The organism is Nocardia barduliensis (assembly GCF_013315795.1).
Classification (GTDB): Bacteria; Actinomycetota; Actinomycetes; order Mycobacteriales; family Mycobacteriaceae; genus Nocardia; species Nocardia barduliensis.
Genome location: NZ_JABLTE010000009.1, coordinates 1 through 18362, shown reverse-complemented (window position 1 = coordinate 18362; position 18362 = coordinate 1). Strand labels below are relative to the sequence as shown.

Genomic DNA, 18362 nt, shown 5'->3' with positions numbered 1-18362 from the left:
CAGTAAACTCCTGGTCAATGAGCACCAATGAGGTCGACAGCGTTTCTGGCGACAACGACAGGGACATTGACGGCCCGTCATTCGCCGATCTGGGGATCGATGACCGCATTCTGGCGGCCATCGCCGATGTCGGTTACGAATCGCCGTCGCCGATCCAGGCCGCGACGATTCCGCCGCTGCTCGCCGGGTCCGACGTGGTCGGCCTCGCGCAGACCGGCACCGGCAAGACCGCCGCCTTCGCCATTCCCATCCTGATGGGGCTGGAAGCCACCGGCCGCACCCCGCGTGCCCTCGTCCTCGCGCCGACCCGGGAGCTGGCGATCCAGGTCGCCGAGGCGTTCGGCCGCTACGCCGCGCACATGCCGGGCCTGCACGTGCTGCCCATCTACGGCGGGCAGAGCTACGGCGTGCAGCTGTCGGGCCTGCGCCGCGGCGCGCACGTCGTGGTCGGCACGCCGGGCCGCGTGATCGATCACCTGGAGAAGGGCACGCTCGACCTCTCGCAGCTGCAGTACCTGGTGCTCGACGAGGCCGACGAGATGCTGAAGATGGGCTTCCAGGAGGACGTCGAGCGCATCCTCGCCGACACGCCCTCCGACAAGCAGGTGGCGCTGTTCTCCGCGACCATGCCCGCCGCGATCCGCAAGATCTCCAAGCAGTACCTGCACGACCCGGTCGAGATCACGGTCAAGGCGAAGACCTCGACCGCCACCAACATCACCCAGCGCTGGGTGCAGGTCTCCCATCAGCGCAAGCTGGACGCCCTCACCCGGGTGCTCGAGGTCGAGTCGTTCGAGGCGATGATCATCTTCGTCCGCACCAAGCAGGCCACCGAGGAACTCGCCGAGAAGCTGCGCGCCAGGGGCTTCTCCGCCGCCGCGATCAACGGCGACATCGCGCAGAACCAGCGTGAGCGCACCATCGGCCAGCTCAAGTCCGGTTCGCTCGACATCCTGGTCGCCACCGACGTGGCCGCGCGCGGGCTGGACGTGGACCGCATCTCGCACGTGGTCAACTACGACATCCCGCACGACACCGAGTCCTACGTGCACCGCATCGGCCGCACCGGCCGGGCCGGGCGCAGCGGCGAGGCGCTGCTGTTCGTCGCGCCGCGCGAACGGCACCTGCTCAAGTCGATCGAGCGGGCCACCCGGCACCCGCTCACCGAGATGCAGCTGCCCAGCGTGGAAGACGTCAACGCCCAGCGCGTCACCAAGTTCGGCGACACCATCACCGAGAACCTCGCCTCGTCCAACCTGGCGCTGTTCCGCAAGCTGATCGAGGATTACGAGCGCGAGCACAACATCCCGCTGGCCGACATCGCCGCGGCGCTGGCGGTCGGCTCCTACGACGGCGACAACTTCTTCATGGAGCCCGAGCCGGAGCCGGTGGAGCGTCCGCAGCGCGACCGGACCCCGCGCGAGCGTCCCGCCCGGCGCTTCGACGAGGACCGGCAGGGCGGCGGCGGTTCGCACCACCGCGCCACCGGCACCGAGCTGGCGACCTACCGGATCAGCGTGGGCAAGCGCCATCGCGTGGTGCCCGGCGCGATCGTCGGCGCCATCGCCAACGAAGGCGGCCTGCGCCGCAGCGATTTCGGGCACATCAGCATCCGTCCCGACCACAGCCTGGTGGAGTTGCCCGCGCAGCTGCCGGAGGAAACGCTGGAGGCCTTGCGGCGCACGCGGATCAGCGGTGTACTGATCCAGCTGCAACTGGATCAGGGGCCGCCGCAGCATCGCCCGTTCGCCCGGGGCCCGCGCCGGGAGCGCGAGGGCGTCAAGCGGCCGGAGCGCCGTAAGCCACGTTCCTGAGCCGGGGAGGGTACGTCGAGGTCAGGCGCGCTAGCTACAGTGTTGCCGTCCGTGTGTAATTCGGCGCACGCCGGCAGCGGGTGTCCCGCGAAGACACAGGAGGGCCGCGGTTGTTCGTGTTCGGTGATCGTGTCGTCTGCACCACCGTCGATCTGGTCCGCGCGGCGCACTGCGAGTTCGCGCTGCTGCGCGCCCTCGACGCCGAACTGGGCACCATCCCGGCCGAACCAGGAACCGCCGCACCGGCGTCCGCGCCCCCGCCCGACGACATCCGGCAGCGCCTTCTCGACGACTACCGCACCCGGTTCGGCGGCGCGGTGGTCGAGATCGATCGCCCACCCGACGAACCGAGCGACCCTCGGCAGCTTGTCGCGGCACTGACGGCCGCGCATTCCGACACGGTCGCCGCCTTGCGCTCCGGCGCGCACGTCGTACACGGCGCCACCTTCTTCGACGGCCGATTCCATTGCTCCGCCGATTTCCTGGTGCGTGCGGAACATCGGGTCCGCTACACCGTGCACGGCATCGCGCCGTCGACCGCCGACCTGGTCGGCGCCGCGCTCGGACTCGCCGCCTGCGCCGACGCGCTCGACCGCTCGGGCGCGCTGACCGCGCCGCTGGTGCGGCTGCATCCGGGCGAGGAGAGCACCGCCCACGCGCTCAGCGCACTGCTGCCGCTGTATCGGGCGCGCAGGCGCCGGGTGGAACGCATCGTGGAGGAGAAGCTCGGCGAACTGCTGCCGGTGCAGTGGGGCGATCCACGCTACCTCGCCTGCGGCCGCTGCCCTGCCTGCGCCGTTGCCTTGTCCGCCGCGCGGGATCTGCTGCTCGTGGCGGGCATGCCGCCCGCGACGCGGGCCCGGCTGCGCGAGGCGGGCGTGCACACCATCGATCGGCTGGCCGCCACGGAGAGCGCGGTGCCCGGAGTGCCGCCGCGCACCGTCTCCGCGCTGCGCCGCCAAGCGGAACTGCAACTGCGGCGGGAAGTTTCCGGCGAGCCCACGTACGCGCTGCTCGACGCGGCCGTGCTCGGAGCGCTGCCCGCGCCGTCGCCCGGCGATCTGTCGCTGACCATCACGGGCGGCGGCCGCACCCCGCTCACCATCGAGATCGGCGGTCCGGACACGGTCCACCTGTCGTTGCGCGGGCCGGTCGGTTCGAGCGAACCCGGCCGTGCCGCGCCCGGCGAACGCCGCGTGCTCGAGCAAGTGCTGGACTATCTCACACAGCGCCGCCGGATCTATCCCGACCTGCACGTCTATCACTATTCCTCCGCGGTGCGCACGGCGTTGCTGCGCTGCACCGGACGCCACGGCGTCAATGAGGAACTCGTGGACGAGTTGCTGTGCGGTGGTGTTCTGGTCGACCTGTATCCGATCGTCCGCGGCGCGCTGCTGGTCGGTGAGTCGTCCTATCGTCTGAGCGGGCTGCGGCGGTTGCTTCCGGCCGCGCCGGACTCGGCCGCCGAACGCGATTGCCACACTGTGCTGCGGCTGCGCGATTGGCTGCTCGGGCGCGCGGCCGAACAGCGCGTCGCCACGGGCACCGGGACGCCGGAGCGGCCGGACGCATGGTGCGTCGCGGCGGTCCCAGGCCTGCCGCGACCGCTGCCCTCGTCCCGGCCGTCGTCGCTGGAGGCCGCGCTCACGGAATACGCCGCCGCGCAAGGGGATCCGCTGCACCCGGCGGCGATGACGGCCGCGGCGCTCGGCTATCACCGGCGCGAGCGGCAGCCGCTGTGGTGGGCCCATGCCGACCGGCTCAACCATCCGGTGGAGGAATGGGCCGACGCGCCGGGCGTTCTGGTCGCCGACTGGGGCACGGTGGACACCAAATGGCACCGCCGCCCCGACCGCCCGACGATGCGCCGCTACCTGACCCTGACGGGCCGGATCGGGACCGGTGCGAGCGGCGCCCCCGGGCCGAGCGCGCTCACTCCCGGTACCACCGTCTACACCTTCTACGACCAGCCCATGGCGGCCGGGATGGTCACCGGCGCGGGTCGGCGGGCCGTCGCGACGGCGACCGTGCTCGGCTGCTCGGTGGACGCCGAATTCGACGACGCCGTCCGGCTGGAGGAATTGCTGCCCGAGGGCTGCGAGCCCTACGACGAACTGCCGTCCGCGATCGCGCCCGGCCTCCCGGACTGGGACGAGAACGCGGAACTGGCAATCGAACTCGCGGCGCAGCAGTTGCTGATGACCTTGCCGGGCACACCCCGCGCAGCCGCCTTCGACCTGCTCGCGCGGCGTCCGCCCCGGCTGCACGGCGACGCCCGGTTGCCCGAGGTGCACGGCGACTACGCGGCGGCGATCACCGCCGCGCTGTGCGCTCTGGACAACTCCTACGTGGCGGTGCAGGGTCCGTCCGGCACCGGGAAGACCGCGACCGTCGCGCGAGTGCTGGAGCGGCTGATCACGCGGAACAAATGGCGGATCGGCGTCGTGGCGCAAGAGCCTTCGAGCGTGGAGAATCTGCTCGACGCGATCGTGCGGGCAGGCGTGCTGCCGGAACTGGTCGCCAAGAAGGACGCGGCGACGGTCGCTCCGGAGTGGGTCGTGATCGACGCCGCCCGCTATCCGCGGTTCCTGGACAGCGCGATCAGCGGGTGCGTTCTCGGTGGCGCCCCGGCCGATTTCGCGAACGAGGATCTGGTGCCACGCGCGGGCCTCGACCTGCTCGTGGTCGCCGACGCCGGCCGCTTCCCGCTGGCCGAGACCGTGTCCGTCGCGGCGTGCACGCGCAATCTGCTGCTGCTCGGCGATCCGGTGCCCTCGACCGCGCGCGGCGTGCACCCGGCCCCGGTCGGCGAATCGGTGCTCGGCTGGCTGGCCGAGGGACGACAGACGTTGCCTGCCGAACGCGGCTATTTCCTCGACCGCACCTGGCGGATGCACCCTGCCGTCTGCGAACCCGTCTCCCGCCTGTACTACGACGGCCGCCTGCGCGCCAACGAGACGGTCACCCTGGCCCGGCGGCTGGACGGCGAGGAGCCCGGCGTGGACACCGTTCTGGTGGAGCACTACGGCAACGCCACCGAGTCACCGGCCGAGGCACGCGAAGTGGTGCGCCGGGTCCGCGCGCTGCTCGGCATGTCCTGGACGATCGGCGCGACCACCCGCAGGCTGCATCCGCACGACATCTTCGTGGTCGCGCCGTACGCCGCTCAGGTCGGGCGCATCCGGACCCTGCTGGCCCGGGCGAAGATCGAGGACGTCCTGGTGGGCACGCCGGATCGATTCCGTGGCCGGGAGGCAGCGGTGGTACTGCTGTCCATGACCACCTCCAGTCCCGCCGACGCTCCCCACGGCATGTCGCCGCTGCTGTCGCGTGGCCTGATCCACGCGCTGTGCCGCGCCATGTGGAAGGCGGTCGTCATCCGCTCACCGCTGCTCACCGAGTACCTGCCCGCCACCGCGGACGAACTCGCCGATCTCGGTGCGTTCCTGCGGCTGACCGCAGCGGGTCAGCCGAAGCAGACGCCCTCGCCCCGATAGGTCGGTACGGCGACGCGGGTGCCGTCCGCTTCGACCAGATGCATCGTGTCGAAGCGTTCGCACAGTTCACCGGCCTTCGCGTGCCGGAACCACACCCGGTCGCCGATCGCGAGTTCCGCGGCGCCCGAGAGCGGGGTCTGCACCTCGCCCGCGCCCTCGGTGCCGAGCAGTCGCAAACCGCGCGGCCGGACCGGCTTGGGCACCCGGGAAGGCCCGACCGGTCCGGAGGCGATGTAGCCGCCAGCGAAGACAGTGGCGATATCGGCCGTGGGCCGCCGCAGCACAGGGGTGGCGAAGTACAGCGCGGGGCGCGGGGTGAACGACCGGTAGCCGTCGAACAGGGTCGGCACGTACAGCCCGCTTCCCGCGGTCACCTCGGTGACCTCCGGGTCGGCCACGCTGACCTCGATGGATCCGCTGCCGCCGCTGTTGACGATCGCGAGCTCGCCGGTCACCGAGCGGACCGCGTCGAGCACCTCGGCCCGGCGCTTGCGGATTTCCGCCGCGGAGGCGCGCTTCACCAGCCGAACCGCGACATTCGAGTCCGGCAGCCCCGCGATCTGCGCCTCGTAGGTCATCACGCCCACCACGTCGAAGCCCCGCCGCAGCGCCTCGCCCGCCAGGGTGGCCGCCTGCTCCGGCGTGCGCACGGGGGAACGGCGCACACCGAGGTGCAGCGGGCCGATCCGCAGGGAGGCGTCCACGTCCAGGCAGACGCGTGGGCGTACCCGGTCGGTGCCGAGAACGGCGCGGATCAGGTCGAGTTGCGCGGCGTCATCGATCATCAGCGTGACCGAGCGCAGCAGCAGGTCGTCGGAAGCCAGTTCGGCCAGCGCGGCGCGGTCCACGCTCGGGTATCCGAGCAGGACGTCGCGCGCGCCGTGGCGCACCAGCCAGAGCGCTTCGCGCAGGGAGTAGGACATGATGCCCGCGAAGCCGCCCGCGGCGGTGAGGTCGGCGCCGAGCACTTCGGCGAGGACGGCGCGGCAGCGCACGGATTTGCTGGCCACGCGCACCGGTGTGCCACCAGCGCGGCGCACCAGGTCGGCGGCGTTCGCGCGCAGGGTGGGCAGGTCGAGGGCGGCCAGCGGCGGGTCCAGTTCGGCGGTGGCCGCGTGCAGCCCCGCGATCGGCGACGTCTCGGTCACCAGGACAACTCAACCACCAAGTTGGTCAAACGTCCAGTATTTGTCAGATCTCTGCGGCCTTGGTAGCTAGTCCGCTGACCATCTCGTCGAGCACCACCAGCATGGTCTCGTCGTTGCAATCGGCCAGCCAGCGCAGCACCGTGCCCTGCACGATCGAGACGATGTTGCAGGCGATCGCCTCCACCGGCTCCAGCCATTGCGTTTCCGACAGCTCGGCGCACAGCTTCAGGAAAGCGGTGACCTCGGCGTCCTTCTCGCGGTAGAACTCCGTGGCGATCGGATCCGGAAAGCAGTCGCCCCTGACCTGCCAGCGGGCGCGCAGCGCCTGCAGGGTCATCTCGTACGACCTGATCTGCCTGTCCGGCGTGGCCTTCACCAGCGGCCAATACGCACTGACCCCGGCGTGCAGCAGTACCCGCAGCGCGCGCAGACCCTTGTAGTCGAGCGTGGCGGCCGCCGCTTCCACCGCGTCGATGACGGCGGGTCGTAGCCGGATTTCTGTTATCACTTCTCCACGTGTGCTCAACGACGACTCCCTCGGGGAAAGAACTCGCGCACCTCCGTCGGCGCGACTCGCTGAACAGGGCGGGCAACATCGGGAAACACCTGGGCTGCCCGGTCCAACGTTCATCAATGGTAGTGCGTTTTCGGGGTTTGAGAATGGGTTCGATGGGTAATTTCAGACTGGAAGAATGTTTTGTTACCCAACCGGGACCGGGACGCTATCCCGCCGTGTCGCCCGGAAATGCCGCTATGACGGTGGATCTGAGTGCTACCCCACCCTCGGCAGACCGTGGACAACGGTACGGTTCGAGTAGCGGGCAACCCAAATTTTGTGGCGCATCCCACACTTGAACCGCCCGAATCGGTCAGCTTAACGTGCGGGGTCCGATCCGCAACCGACACCTTTTCGTTCCGCGAGCCCGATAGCCTGGATCGGTGACTCTCTCGCCCCCCGCCGACCAGTACTTCCTCTCCGGCACGTTCAACTTCCGAGACACCGGCGGGCTGCGCACCGACGACGGCGCCAAGGTCCGCCCCGGCGTCCTGCTGCGCTCGGCCCAGCTGAGCGGACTCGATGAGGCCGGTCACGCCGCGCTGCGCGAACTGAGCGTCAGCGATGTGCACGACCTGCGTGGAGAGCGCGAGATCGACCATATGGGCGCCGACCAGCTGCCCCCTGACGTCCGGCTGACCATCACCCCGTTCGACTCGCGGATGGCCGAGGCGCCGCCGCACGAGGCGACGGCGCGGACCGCCTACACGCACATGCTCGAGGTCTACCGGATGTTCCCGGCGCTGCCCGAGGCGCATGCCGCGATCGTCTCCCTCGCCGAGTCCATCGTGCGCGGCGACGGCGCCGTGCTGGTGCACTGCGCGGCGGGCAAGGACCGCACCGGCTGGGCCGTCGCGACACTGCTGCGCGCGGTCGGCGTCACCGAGGCCGACGTGCGGGCCGACTACCTGCTCAGCAACGGGGCCATCCCCGCGCTGCGCGCCGTCATGACCACGAAACTGCTCGCCGGCGAGGAAGTCTCGGTGGACCTGCTCGGCGTGCGCGAGGAGTACCTCGACATCGCCACCGCGTCGATGCGCGAGTTGCACGGCGATCTGCGCGGTTATCTCGCGAGCGCCGGGCTGACGCCGCGACTGCTGGCCCGGCTGCGTGAGCGCATGCTCGAGTGAGCGCGGCTCACTCGACGGGCGCCGCTCCCCTGCGCACCAAGCCGTCGGCGTCGATGGTCACCTGATCGCCGGTGTGGAACCAGGTACCGGTGAACCGCGCCGCGGTGGTGGTGGGGTCGTTCCAGTAGCGCGGCGCGATGTTCGGCCCTCGGCACAGCAGTTCGCCGCGCCCCGCCTTCGCCCCGGGGCCCCACAGCGCCAATTCCGTACCGCCGAACGGGAATCCGAGCACCGTGGCCGCGTCGGAGGGGTCGGCGTCCTGCTCGGCGTCGTCCACCGCGAGACCGATGCCGCTGGTCTCGGTCGCGCCCCACACCGACCACTGCCGAGCCGCGGGGAACACCCCGCGCAGTTCGGCCGTGAGGTCGACCGGAGCGCACGCGGACGCGGCCCGCTCCCCGCGATGACCGGCTTTGCTGATCCGGGCGATGCCGTCGGTGCGCAGTCCCCCGGCCCGCAGCTGCGCCAGTTCGGGCAGCAGGCCCGCGAAGATGCGCGGCGTCGCGGAGACCATGTCGACCCGCTCGGTCGTGATGGCTTCGGCCAAGCCGGGCGCGTCCCGGGTGAGCACGACGGTGCCGCCCACGGCGAACGTCGGCAACAGCTGGTCGACGCAACCACTGGCGTGCGCCAGCGGCAGCAGCACCAGGTTGCGCAGGCCGTCGGTCGGCAGGTCCAGCGCCGCGACCACCGAGCGCACCGCCGACAGCAGGTTCTCGTTGGTCAGCTCCACGCCCTTGGGTGTTCGGGCACCGCTGGTGTAGCACAGCAGCGCCAAGTCGCCCAGTGCCGCTCCGTCGTCGATGTAGGCGGCGCCGTCCGGCAACTCCGCGCCATCGCCGCCGAGCACGAAATCCGCGCGGCTGTCGGCGATCACGCGTTCGGCCGCCGCCTCGGGCAGCCCGTCGTGCACCAGCACCGGCACCGCGCCGCTGAGCAAGGCGCCGAGGAATGCCTGCACCCAGCGGACGCCCGTGGGCATATGGATCGCGATCCGGTCGCCGTACCCGATGCCGTGCTCCTGCAATCCGCCCGCGATCCGGGAGGCGCAATGCCACAGCTCGCGGTAGGTCACGCGCGGGCCGCCGACCTCCACCACGGCTTCGCGGGTGGCGAACGCGTGCACCTGCAGATCCAGCAGTTCGGTCAGCGCGGGTGTGAGGTTTCCGTAGCGCAGCACCCCGTCGGCGCCCCGGGCGAGCGGGTTGTCCCAGACGTGCGGGCCGGTGAGGGGATATTCGACGAGCAACTGCGACATTCGTCCTCCGCGTGCCTCGAGTTATCAGGCACTGCGACTATATGACGCATGTCACAACTTCGCTGCGATAGGCGACGAACGTGTCCTAGCTGTCACCGCCCGGTGTAGCGAGCCTTCCCCGGCCCCTGCTCGAGGAAACTGCGCACCCCGCCCTTCAGGTCCTCGGTGTCGAACAGCGCGCCGGACACCTCCGGCGTCACCGAATCCGCATGTGCCACACCGCCGGAACGCCAGGCCTCGATGATCTTCTTGGTCGCCGCGTTCGCCTTGGTCGGGCCCTCGGCCAGCCGGTGGGTCAGCGCTCGGGCGGCAGCGTCGAGGTCGTCGTGCACGGCGTTCACCACGCCCCATTCGGCCATGGTCGCGGCGTCGTAGAGGTCACCGGTCATCACGAACTCGCGGGCCCGGCCCGAGCCGGCGCGTTCGGCGAGGCGCTGCGGGCCGCCCATCGACGGGGTCAGCCCGACCACGATCTCCACCAAACCGAACTTCGCCTTCGGCGCCGCCAGCAGGATGTCGCAGGCCAGCGCGATCTCGAAGGCCGCGGTCAGGGTCAGCCCGTGCGCGGCGAACACCACCGGGCACGGCAGCGCCTCGAGCGGATGGATGATCTGCGCGAACAGGGTGCGCCACAGCTCGGCGCCCTGCTCCGGGGTGAGACCGTCGAAGACGTGCACGTCGACGCCGCCGGACACCACCTTGCCCTCGGCGCGCAGCAGCACCGCCCGCGGCGGCCGCGCCGACAGCTCCGCGATATCGGCGGTCAGCGCGTCGAGCATGGCCCGATCGAAGAGGTTGAGCGGCGGATGGGCGAGGGTGAGGGTCGCCACCTCCGCGCCGCCGTCGGTGAAGTCTCGTTCCAGCCGGGTGGCCTTCGTTTCACTCATCCGGTCAGCGTACGAGGTCGATCTGGAAGACTGGCGGTGTGATCGAGTCGGCCAGCGAAAGCGGTTCCTACGTCGAGCCCGGCGAGTTCAAGAGGGACACGAACTACATCACCACCCGGATCACGGCCGACGGCCGCGAGGGCTATCCGGTCGAGCCGGGGCGCTACCGGCTCGTCGCGGCGCGCGCCTGCCCGTGGGCCAACCGAACCCTGATCGTGCGCCGTCTGCTCGGACTCGAGCCGGTGCTCTCGCTCGGGCTGTGCGGGCCGACGCACGACAAGCTCAGCTGGACCTTCGATCTGGATCCCGGCGGCGTCGACCCGGTGCTCGGCATTCCCCGGCTGCGCGACGCCTACCTGGCCCGGTTCCCCGACTACCCGCGTGGCATCACGGTGCCCGCCGTCGTAGACGTGCCGACGGGACAGGTCGTCACGAACGACTACGCGCAGATCACGCTCGATTTCGCCACCGAGTGGACCGAGCATCACCGGCCCGGCGCGCCGCAGCTGTATCCCGAACCGCTGCGCGCGGAGATCGACGAGGTGAGCCTCGCGGTGTTCCGCGACGTGAACAACGGCGTCTACCGCTGCGGGTTCGCCGGTGCGCAGGACGCCTACGACGCCGCCTACGACCGGCTCTTCCACCGGCTGGACCGGCTGTCCGAACGCCTTGCCGCCCAACGGTATCTGGTCGGTGACACGATCACCGAGGCCGACGTTCGGCTGTTCACCACGCTGGTCCGCTTCGACGCCGTGTACCACGGGCACTTCAAGTGCAATCGGTCCAAGCTCGCCGAGATGCCGGTGCTGTGGGCGTACGCGCGCGATCTGTACCAGACCCCCGGTTTCGGCGACACGATCGACTTCGAGCAGATCAAGACGCACTACTACGTCGTGCACCGGGACATCAATCCCACGGGGATCGTCCCGAAGGGCCCCGACCCGGCGAACTGGCTGACGCCGCACGGCCGGGAAGTTCTCGGCGGCAGGCCCTTCGGCGACGGAACCCCGCCGCCCCCTCCGCCTTTGGCCGAACGCGTGCCCGCGATCCACAGCCCCGGATAGAGGTCGCGGCCGGAAGAAGTCCGACGACAGACGCGCCGGACCGAGCGAAGACGGAAAAGACACAGCCGGACGAGATCGGTCCGGTCGAAAGCCGGGCGGCCACCGGTGGAACCGATCCGCCTGGGTACTTCGTTGTCATGACGAGCTGACGGCAACCGGTGCCATACAGTTCTACCCAGCAGACCGGAAGAGGAGGATGCCGCCGATGCTCAAAGGCGCGTTCGAGAAGACGGTGGTCGAACTGCTCGACACCGGGTCCCGCCTGCAGGCCCCCGCGGTCGCCAAGTACGTGGACCGAATTCGTCGCTCCCACCCGGATGAAAGCCCCGCGCAGATCATCGAACGGTTGGAGAAGCAGTACCTGCTCGCGGTGACCGGCAGCGGCAGCGCGGTCGGCGCGACCGCGGCCTTCCCCGGCGTCGGAACCATCGCGGCCATCGCCGCGGTGAGCGCCGAGACCACCTTCTTCATGGAGGCCTCGGCGGTGTTCACCTTGGCGGTGGCCTCGGTGCACGGCATAGCGCCGGAAGATCAGGAGCAGCGCAGGGCACTCGTGCTGGCCGTGGTGCTGGGCGAGAGCGGCATGCAGATCGTGCAGAAGAGCGTCGGCACCTCGGCGAAGAACTGGGGCACGGCCTTCGCCAACCGGATTCCCGGGCTGTCGAGCATGAACGATTCGCTGCTCAAGCGGTTCATCATCCGGTTCATCACCAAGCGCGCCGCGCTGATGGCGGGCAAAGTGCTGCCCGCGGGCATCGGCGCGGTGATCGGCGGCGCGGGCAACCGCGCGCTGGGCAAGGCCACGATCACGAACGCGCGCAAGGCATTCGGGCCGCCGCCGACCACCTGGCCCGCCGATCGGCACCTGGTCGTCGACGCCGATCCGCTCACCGCCATCGATCCGGCGAAGCCGCAACCTCCGGCCACGCCACGATGAGCGGGTCGCGTCCGGTCGCGTTCGCGGTCCGAGGATTGACCAAGCGGTACGACCTGGTGGCCGCCGTGACGGACGTCAGCTTCACCGTGCCCGCCGGCGCCGTCGCCGCGCTGGTGGGTCCGCGCGGCGCGGGCAAGACCACGATCCTGCGGGTACTGCTCGGTCTGCTCGCTCCCACCTCCGGAACCGCGTCCGTGGGCGGCCCCGGTTCGCGGCGAGACGGCGTCGGCTCCGCTGGCGTGATCGGCGGCGTGCTCGCGCCCCGTGGGTTGCATCCGGCGCATGCCGTGCGGGATCACCTATGGATCTACGCCGCCGCAGCGAGCGTGCTCGACAGCCGGGTGACCGAGGTGCTCGAGCTCGTCGGGCTGGAAGAACAGGCTGAAACGAGAATCGGCGCGCTGTCGCTCGGACAGCAGACCAGGCTGGCCCTGGCCACCGCGCTGCTCGGCGATCCGCCGCTGCTGGTGCTCGACGAGCCGATGGACGGGCTGGACGCCGCCGAACGCGGCTGGCTGCACGACTTCCTGCGCAAGCACGCCCGCCGCGGCGGCAGTGCGCTGCTGACCAGCGAGAGCCTCGGCGCCGTGCTGCCGGGCGCGGACCAGTTGATCGTGCTGAACGAGGGCGCGGTGGTGTATCAGGGCAGCCCGGCGCGGTTGCGGCGCGGGCATCCGGACCGGTTGGTCGTCGCGGCGTCCACTCCGATCGCGCTGGCCACCACGCTCGCGGCACAAGGATTCACCGACGCGGTGATCCGGCCCGACGGTCGGCTCGCCGTCGCCGAAGCGAGCGAAGCCCAGATCAGAGCCGCGGCCACCGCGGCACAGGTGCGGATCGACAGCATCGTCCCCGACCCGATCCATCCCGACCGGGTGCTCGCGTCGCTGACCAGACCCAGCGCAGCGCCCGCGCCGCCCTATCCGGGCCTCGCCGCGCCCGGCCCCCAGCCCACGCCGATGCCCTACGGGATTCCACGATGATCGCGATCCTGCCCGCGGACCTGGTGCCGAACGTCAACTCCGAGGTCCGCAAGGTCGTCACGATGCCGCGCGTGCGAACGCTCGCAGGCGCGCTGGTCGCGGTGGCGCTGTTGGCGAGCCTCGTGTCGGCGAGCCTGGCCGGACCGCCGGACCCGCGCGGCCAGCCCGCCACCGGCGCGGCGACGATCGGGCTCTACGTCGGCCTCGCACTGGTGGTGCTGGCGGCCGCGATCTTCGGCGCGGTGGGCAGCGGTGCGGAGTACCGGCACCACAGCATGGCCGTGACCGCGCTGTTCGCGGCCGACCGCGACCGGCTTGCCGCCGCGAAGTTCCTGGTCATCGGCTGCTGCGCGCTGGCGGCGGCGATAGCGGTGGAACTGGTGTCGGCGGGCGCGCTGTTCGGCGTAGGGCGCGGCAAGATCGCCGTCACCGGGGAGCTGTTCGCGGTGCTCGGCGGCGGACTGCTCGCCGCGGTGTGCTGGTCGCTGATCGGCGCGAGCGCGGGGATCCTGTTGCGGTCGTCCACCAGAGCGGTGCCGCTGCTGCTCGGCTGGATCGTGCTCGCGGAGCCTTTGCTCTGGCTGATCGCGCGCGGTCTCGGCATCCCGGGCGCGGTCACCCTGCTGCCCGTCTCCGCCAGCGTGAGCGCCGTCGCCGTCGGCTCCTACCCCGACAGCGACTTCCTCGCCCCCGCCCCCGCTGCGGTCGTGGTCCTGCTGCTGTGGACCATCGGTTTCGGCGCGGCGAGCTGGTGGAATTTGCGCACCCGCGATCTGTGATCCGGGGGCGGAGCGGGAACAACGGGGTGTCGGCCGGTGTCGGTACCGTCGATGGCGAATGCGGTGCGACGAAGGGGACTGGCGAGCGTGGACGGGGGAGACAGACCGGGGTGGATACGCAGGCTGTGGGCCGAGTGCCTGCCGCACCGCGCGGTGCTGGCCGGTCTCGCGGCGGCGATGCTCGGCGGGGCGGTGGTCGAGACCGCGGGGCCGTTGCTGACCAAACGGGCCATCGACGCGGCGGGTATCGGTGACACGGGGGCGATCAGCGCCGTCGCCGCACTGCTGCTGATCCTGGCGGTGAGCCGGTCCGCGGCCGGGTTCGGGCGGCGCTGGCTGGCCGGGCGGCTCTCCCTGGACGTGCAGCACGCGCTGCGGGTGAACCTGCTCGGCTCGCTGCAGCGGCTGGACGGGGCCGGACAGGACACTTTGCGCACCGGACAGGTGGTGTCGCGCTCGATCACCGATCTGCAACTGGTCCAAGGCTTGATGGCGATGGTGCCGCTGTCGGGAATGGCGCTGGTCGAATTCGGGCTCGCCGCCGCGGTGATGATCTGGCTCTCCCCGCCGCTGGCCGCCGTCGCGCTGCTGGTGGTGCCCGCCATCGGCCTGGTGGTCTACCGCATGCGGCCGCGCCTGCACGCGGCGACCTGGTCCGCGCAGCAGCGCGCCGCCGATCTCGCCCAGCACGTCGAGGAGACGGTCACCGGGGTGCGGGTGGTCAAAGGCTTCGGCCAGGAAGCCCGGATGGTCGATCTGCTGGAGCGGCACGGTCGCAAACTGTTCGCCGAGCGGATGCGCGCTGCCCGGATCGACGCCGGGTTCGCACCGACCGTCGCGACGATTCCGCAGGTCGGCATGGTCGCGGTCATCGCGCTCGGCGGGCTGCTCGCGCTGCACGGCAGCATCGGCATCGGCACCTTCGTCGCGTTCGCCGCCTACGTCGCCGTCATGACCGGTACCGCGCGCATCCTCTCCTCGGTGATCGTCATGGCACAGCTGACCAGGGCGGCGGCCGAGCGCGTGTTCCAGGTGATCGACACCGCGCCCGTCGTCGCCGACCCGGATCGTCCGGTCGAACTGCCGGACGGCCCGCTCGGCATCGAGATCGATGCGGTGACCTTCGGGTTCGATCCCGACCAGCCCGTGCTGCGCGAACTGGACCTGCGCGTGCGACCCGGTGAGACGGTGGCCGTCATCGGCCCGGCGGGGTCGGGCAAGTCCACGCTCGCCCTGCTGCTGCCACGGTTCTACGCGCCGGACGCGGGCAGTATCCGGCTGTTCGCCGACCATGTCCCCGCCCACGGCATCCCGCCGCTCGACGACTCGGCCGACACGTTCACCTCCGCGCATGCCGGCTCGCGCGCCGTGACCGGCACCGCCGAGACGGTCGCGGTCGACATCGCCGACGTGCGCGCCGCCGACCTGCGCGCCGCCATCGGCGTCGTCTTCGACGACCCCTTCCTGTTCTCCGACACGATCGCGGCCAATATCGCGCTCGGGCGGCCGGACGCGACCGACGAGGAGATCCGGCGCGCGGCCGTGCAGGCCGCCGCCGACGAATTCATCACCGAACTGCCCGACGGCTACGACACCGTGGTCGGCGAGCGCGGTCTCACTCTTTCAGGTGGTCAGCGCCAACGCATCGCCCTGGCGCGGGCGCTGCTGTCGCGCCCGCGCATCCTGGTGCTGGACGACGCCACCTCCGCGGTGGACGCGGTGACCGAGGCGGCGATCTTCGACGCGCTGCCGGACGACGGCGGCCGGACCACGCTGATCCTGGCGCATCGCGAGTCGACACTCGCCCACGCCGACCGGGTGATCCGGTTGCCCGCGCCCGCGCATGCCGCCACGGAGCCGGAGCCGGACGCGGCCCCGAGCAGGCGGGCGGTCAGCGGTTCCGCCGCCCGCTTCACGGGCGCGGCGGCCGACGTCAGCGAGACACCCGAGTTGCGGCGGAACATCGAACTCCTCCCACCCGCCACCGAACAGCCGGGTTCGAACGCGGAAGACCTGCGTGAGCCGGACCCTCGCTTCCGGCTGACCCGCATGCTGCGCCCGGTCCGCGGGTTGGTGCTGACGGTGATGGCCCTGCTGGCGGCGGACGCGGCGATCGCCATCGCGTTCCCGCCGCTGGTGCGGTACGCCATCGATGGCGGTGTGCTCGGTGACAACGCCGCGGCGCTGCTCCGCGCGGCACTGCTGGGCGCGTTCCTGGCCGCCATGGGCTGGGCGGTCGGCGCGGCCACCACCTTGCTCACCGCCCGTACGGGCGAACGGGTGCTGTTCGCCCTTCGGGTCCGCAGTTTCGCGCATCTGCAACGGCTCGGGCTCGACTACTACGAACGCGAGTTGTCCGGGCGGATCATGACGCGGATGACCACCGACGTCGACGCACTGTCGACGTTCCTGCAGACCGGCGTCGCCAACTCCCTGGTCGGCCTGCTGACGCTGGCGGGCATCACGGTCGCGTTGCTGGTCATCGACGTCTCGCTGGCGCTCGTCGTGCTGGCGACGGTGCCCGCCCTGGCGATCGCGACGGTGCTGTACCGGCGGGTCTCCTCCACCGCGTACACGGTGTCGCGGGAGCACGTGTCAGCGGTCAACGCCGATTTCCAGGAGAACGTGACGGGCTTGCGCGCCGTGCAGGCCAACCGGCACGAGCCGCGCGCCGCCCGGCGCTTCGCCGAATACTCCCAGCGCTACCGCAACAGCCGGTTGCGGGCCCAGCGGGCGATCGCGCTGTACTTCGCGTTCGTCGTCGGGTGGGCGGACGTGGCGCTGGCCGCGGTGGTGTTCTTCGGCGCACGCGAGGTCGCCACGGGCGCGACCAGTGCGGGAACGCTGGTCGCGTTCGTGCTGTACCTGCAACTGCTGTTCGTGCCGATCCTGCAGCTGTCGCAGGTGTTCGACAGCTACCAGCAGGCCAGGGTCGGCCTGCGCCGGATCGGGGACCTGCTGCGCACGCCGTCCTCGATCGCCGCCGATCCGGCCGAGCCGGTGCCGATAACCCACGGGCTGCGCGGCGACGTGGCCTTCGACGACGTCCGCTTCCACTACGCGGGCAGCCGCGTTCCGGCGCTGGACGGTGTCTCGCTGCGCATCCCGGCGGGATCGACCCTGGCACTGGTCGGGCCCACCGGCGCGGGCAAGTCGACCGTCGTCAAGTTGCTCGCACGGCTGTACGACCTGCCGCCCGAGCGGGACGCGTCTTCGGCGGAACCGGACGCCGCGCCGGAGCCCGCGAACGGCGCCCGGGTGAGCGCGAGCGATCCCGGTGCGATCCGCGTGGACGGCGCCGACATCCGCGATTACCGCCTCGCCGACTACCGCTCCCGGCTGGGCATCGTCCCGCAAGAAGCTCACCTGTTCACCGGTGACGTGGCGAGCAACATTGCATTCGGGAAACCATCCGCGACCACGGAGGAGATCGCCGCGGCCGCCGCGGCCGTCGGGGCGACGGACATGATCGCCGCCCTTCCGCTCGGGATGAGCCACCCGGTCGGTGAGCGCGGCCGCGGCCTGTCGGCCGGGCAGCGGCAACTGATCGCGCTCGCCCGCGCCGAACTGGTCGCTCCGAACTTGCTGCTACTGGACGAGGCCACCGCGACGCTCGACCCGGACACCGAGGCATCGGTGCTGGCCGCGAGCCGATCGGTGAGCCGGGACCGGACCACCGTGATCGTCGCGCACCGGCTCGGCACGGCCGCGCGCGCCGACCGGATCGCCGTGGTGGATCACGGGCGCATCGTGGAATTCGGCTCCCATGAGCAGCTGCTCGCGGCAGGCGGGCCGTATGCCCGGCTGTGGGCAGCGGCGCTGCCGTCCGAGGGAATATTCTCGGGGGACGACGGGTCGTCACCAATAGGGTCGGGGGTGTCGGGTGGTCAGTGAATCCGCCGATTTGCTGCTGGGCCTATCCTCAGATAGGGCGCATCGGCGCGCAATCCGCTGATCCCCGTGCCGGGCACGTCACAAACGTCGCAGCGCGAAGAACGAAATGAGGCGAACACCTGCTGTGAGCAGCTCAACTTCCCAGTTCGGACAGAACCAGTGGCTAGTAGACGAGATGTATCAGAAGTTCAAACAAGATCCATCCTCGGTCGACGAAAGCTGGCACGAGTTCTTGGCCGACTACACGCCTGACGCGAGTGGCGACTCCGGCAACAGCCAATCCGCCCCCGCGCCCGCGCAGGCTGCCGCTCCCGCACCGGCTCCAGCGGCCACCGCGCCCGCTGCCGCCAAGCGCAACGACGCCGCGCCTGCCGACACCAAGCCCGCCACCGCCGCGGCCCCGAAGGCGCCCGCC

The 18362-nt window shown here is 71.0% G+C and carries 13 protein-coding genes; 9 read left to right on the top strand and 4 right to left on the bottom strand.

Going from position 1 to position 18362, the window contains the following annotated elements; all coding sequences use genetic code 11:
- Nucleotides 1-17: 17 nt before the first annotated feature.
- Both HOV91_RS06255 and HOV91_RS06250 read left to right on the top strand, forming a co-directional pair.
- Nucleotides 18-1814: a DEAD/DEAH box helicase gene (locus HOV91_RS06255; RefSeq protein WP_174184494.1), complete on the top strand. Its 1797-nt coding sequence runs from the start codon at nucleotides 18-20 to the stop codon at nucleotides 1812-1814.
- Between the two features lie 116 nt (nucleotides 1815-1930).
- Nucleotides 1931-5311, top strand: a complete 3381-nt coding sequence (locus HOV91_RS06250) for an AAA domain-containing protein (RefSeq protein WP_312884491.1) — start codon at nucleotides 1931-1933, stop codon at nucleotides 5309-5311.
- On the opposite strand, the gene HOV91_RS06245 is transcribed toward HOV91_RS06250, so the two are convergent.
- Both HOV91_RS06245 and HOV91_RS06240 read right to left on the bottom strand, forming a co-directional pair.
- The gene (locus HOV91_RS06245) at nucleotides 5281-6459 is read right to left on the bottom strand and encodes an amino acid deaminase/aldolase (RefSeq protein ID WP_174184492.1); all 1179 of its coding nucleotides are present in this window, start codon (nucleotides 6457-6459) and stop codon (nucleotides 5281-5283) included. The genes HOV91_RS06250 and HOV91_RS06245 overlap by 31 nt on opposite strands.
- A 43-nt stretch (nucleotides 6460-6502) precedes the next feature.
- Nucleotides 6503-6985 (bottom strand): TetR family transcriptional regulator, encoded by a 483-nt coding sequence (locus HOV91_RS06240; protein ID WP_174184491.1) that lies wholly within the window; start codon nucleotides 6983-6985, stop codon nucleotides 6503-6505.
- A gap of 413 nt (nucleotides 6986-7398) precedes the next feature.
- On the opposite strand from HOV91_RS06240, the gene HOV91_RS06235 reads away from it, so the two are divergent.
- Nucleotides 7399-8145, top strand: coding sequence for a tyrosine-protein phosphatase (locus HOV91_RS06235; protein ID WP_174184490.1), 747 nt, complete (start codon nucleotides 7399-7401; stop codon nucleotides 8143-8145).
- 7 nt (nucleotides 8146-8152) lie between these two features.
- Here HOV91_RS06235 and HOV91_RS06230 read toward each other — a convergent pair whose 3' ends face one another.
- Nucleotides 8153-9403 (bottom strand): class I adenylate-forming enzyme family protein, encoded by a 1251-nt coding sequence (locus tag HOV91_RS06230; RefSeq protein WP_174184489.1) that lies wholly within the window; start codon nucleotides 9401-9403, stop codon nucleotides 8153-8155.
- A gap of 92 nt (nucleotides 9404-9495) precedes the next feature.
- Nucleotides 9496-10290 carry an enoyl-CoA hydratase/isomerase family protein gene (locus HOV91_RS06225; protein ID WP_174184488.1) on the bottom strand — a complete coding sequence of 265 codons (795 nt, stop codon included), beginning with the start codon at nucleotides 10288-10290 and terminating at the stop codon, nucleotides 9496-9498.
- Nucleotides 10291-10331: 41 nt separating this feature from the next.
- Between HOV91_RS06225 and HOV91_RS06220 the strand changes: the two genes are divergently transcribed.
- The 6 genes from HOV91_RS06220 to HOV91_RS06195 form a co-directional block, all read left to right on the top strand.
- Nucleotides 10332-11354, top strand: a complete 1023-nt coding sequence (locus HOV91_RS06220; RefSeq protein WP_174184576.1) for a glutathione S-transferase family protein — start codon at nucleotides 10332-10334, stop codon at nucleotides 11352-11354.
- 205 nt (nucleotides 11355-11559) lie between these two features.
- A complete protein-coding gene (locus HOV91_RS06215) occupies nucleotides 11560-12291 on the top strand; it encodes a hypothetical protein (protein WP_174184487.1) in 732 nt (243 codons plus the stop codon).
- Complete coding sequence (locus tag HOV91_RS06210) at nucleotides 12288-13274, top strand: ABC transporter ATP-binding protein (RefSeq protein WP_174184486.1); 987 nt, start codon at nucleotides 12288-12290, stop codon at nucleotides 13272-13274. The genes HOV91_RS06215 and HOV91_RS06210 overlap by 4 nt, the downstream gene beginning before the upstream one ends.
- Nucleotides 13271-14053, top strand: a complete 783-nt coding sequence (locus tag HOV91_RS06205; protein WP_174184485.1) for an ABC transporter permease — start codon at nucleotides 13271-13273, stop codon at nucleotides 14051-14053. Before HOV91_RS06210 ends, HOV91_RS06205 begins: the two co-directional genes overlap by 4 nt.
- A 51-nt stretch (nucleotides 14054-14104) precedes the next feature.
- Complete coding sequence (locus HOV91_RS06200) at nucleotides 14105-17947, top strand: ABC transporter ATP-binding protein (RefSeq protein WP_174184575.1); 3843 nt, start codon at nucleotides 14105-14107, stop codon at nucleotides 17945-17947.
- Between the two features lie 106 nt (nucleotides 17948-18053).
- On the top strand, nucleotides 18054-18362 hold a 309-nt coding region (locus HOV91_RS06195), incomplete at its 3' end, for a 2-oxoglutarate dehydrogenase E1 subunit family protein (RefSeq protein ID WP_174184484.1).

Coding starts and splice junctions, on each gene's coding strand:
- HOV91_RS06255 (WP_174184494.1), top strand. CDS start 18: ATGAGCACCAATGAGGTCGACAGCGTTTCTGGCGACAACGACAGGGAC.
- HOV91_RS06230 (WP_174184489.1), bottom strand. CDS start 9,403: ATGTCGCAGTTGCTCGTCGAATATCCCCTCACCGGCCCGCACGTCTGG.
- HOV91_RS06225 (WP_174184488.1), bottom strand. CDS start 10,290: ATGAGTGAAACGAAGGCCACCCGGCTGGAACGAGACTTCACCGACGGC.
- HOV91_RS06215 (WP_174184487.1), top strand. CDS start 11,560: ATGCTCAAAGGCGCGTTCGAGAAGACGGTGGTCGAACTGCTCGACACC.
- HOV91_RS06210 (WP_174184486.1), top strand. CDS start 12,288: ATGAGCGGGTCGCGTCCGGTCGCGTTCGCGGTCCGAGGATTGACCAAG.
- HOV91_RS06205 (WP_174184485.1), top strand. CDS start 13,271: ATGATCGCGATCCTGCCCGCGGACCTGGTGCCGAACGTCAACTCCGAG.
- HOV91_RS06200 (WP_174184575.1), top strand. CDS start 14,105: ATGGCGAATGCGGTGCGACGAAGGGGACTGGCGAGCGTGGACGGGGGA.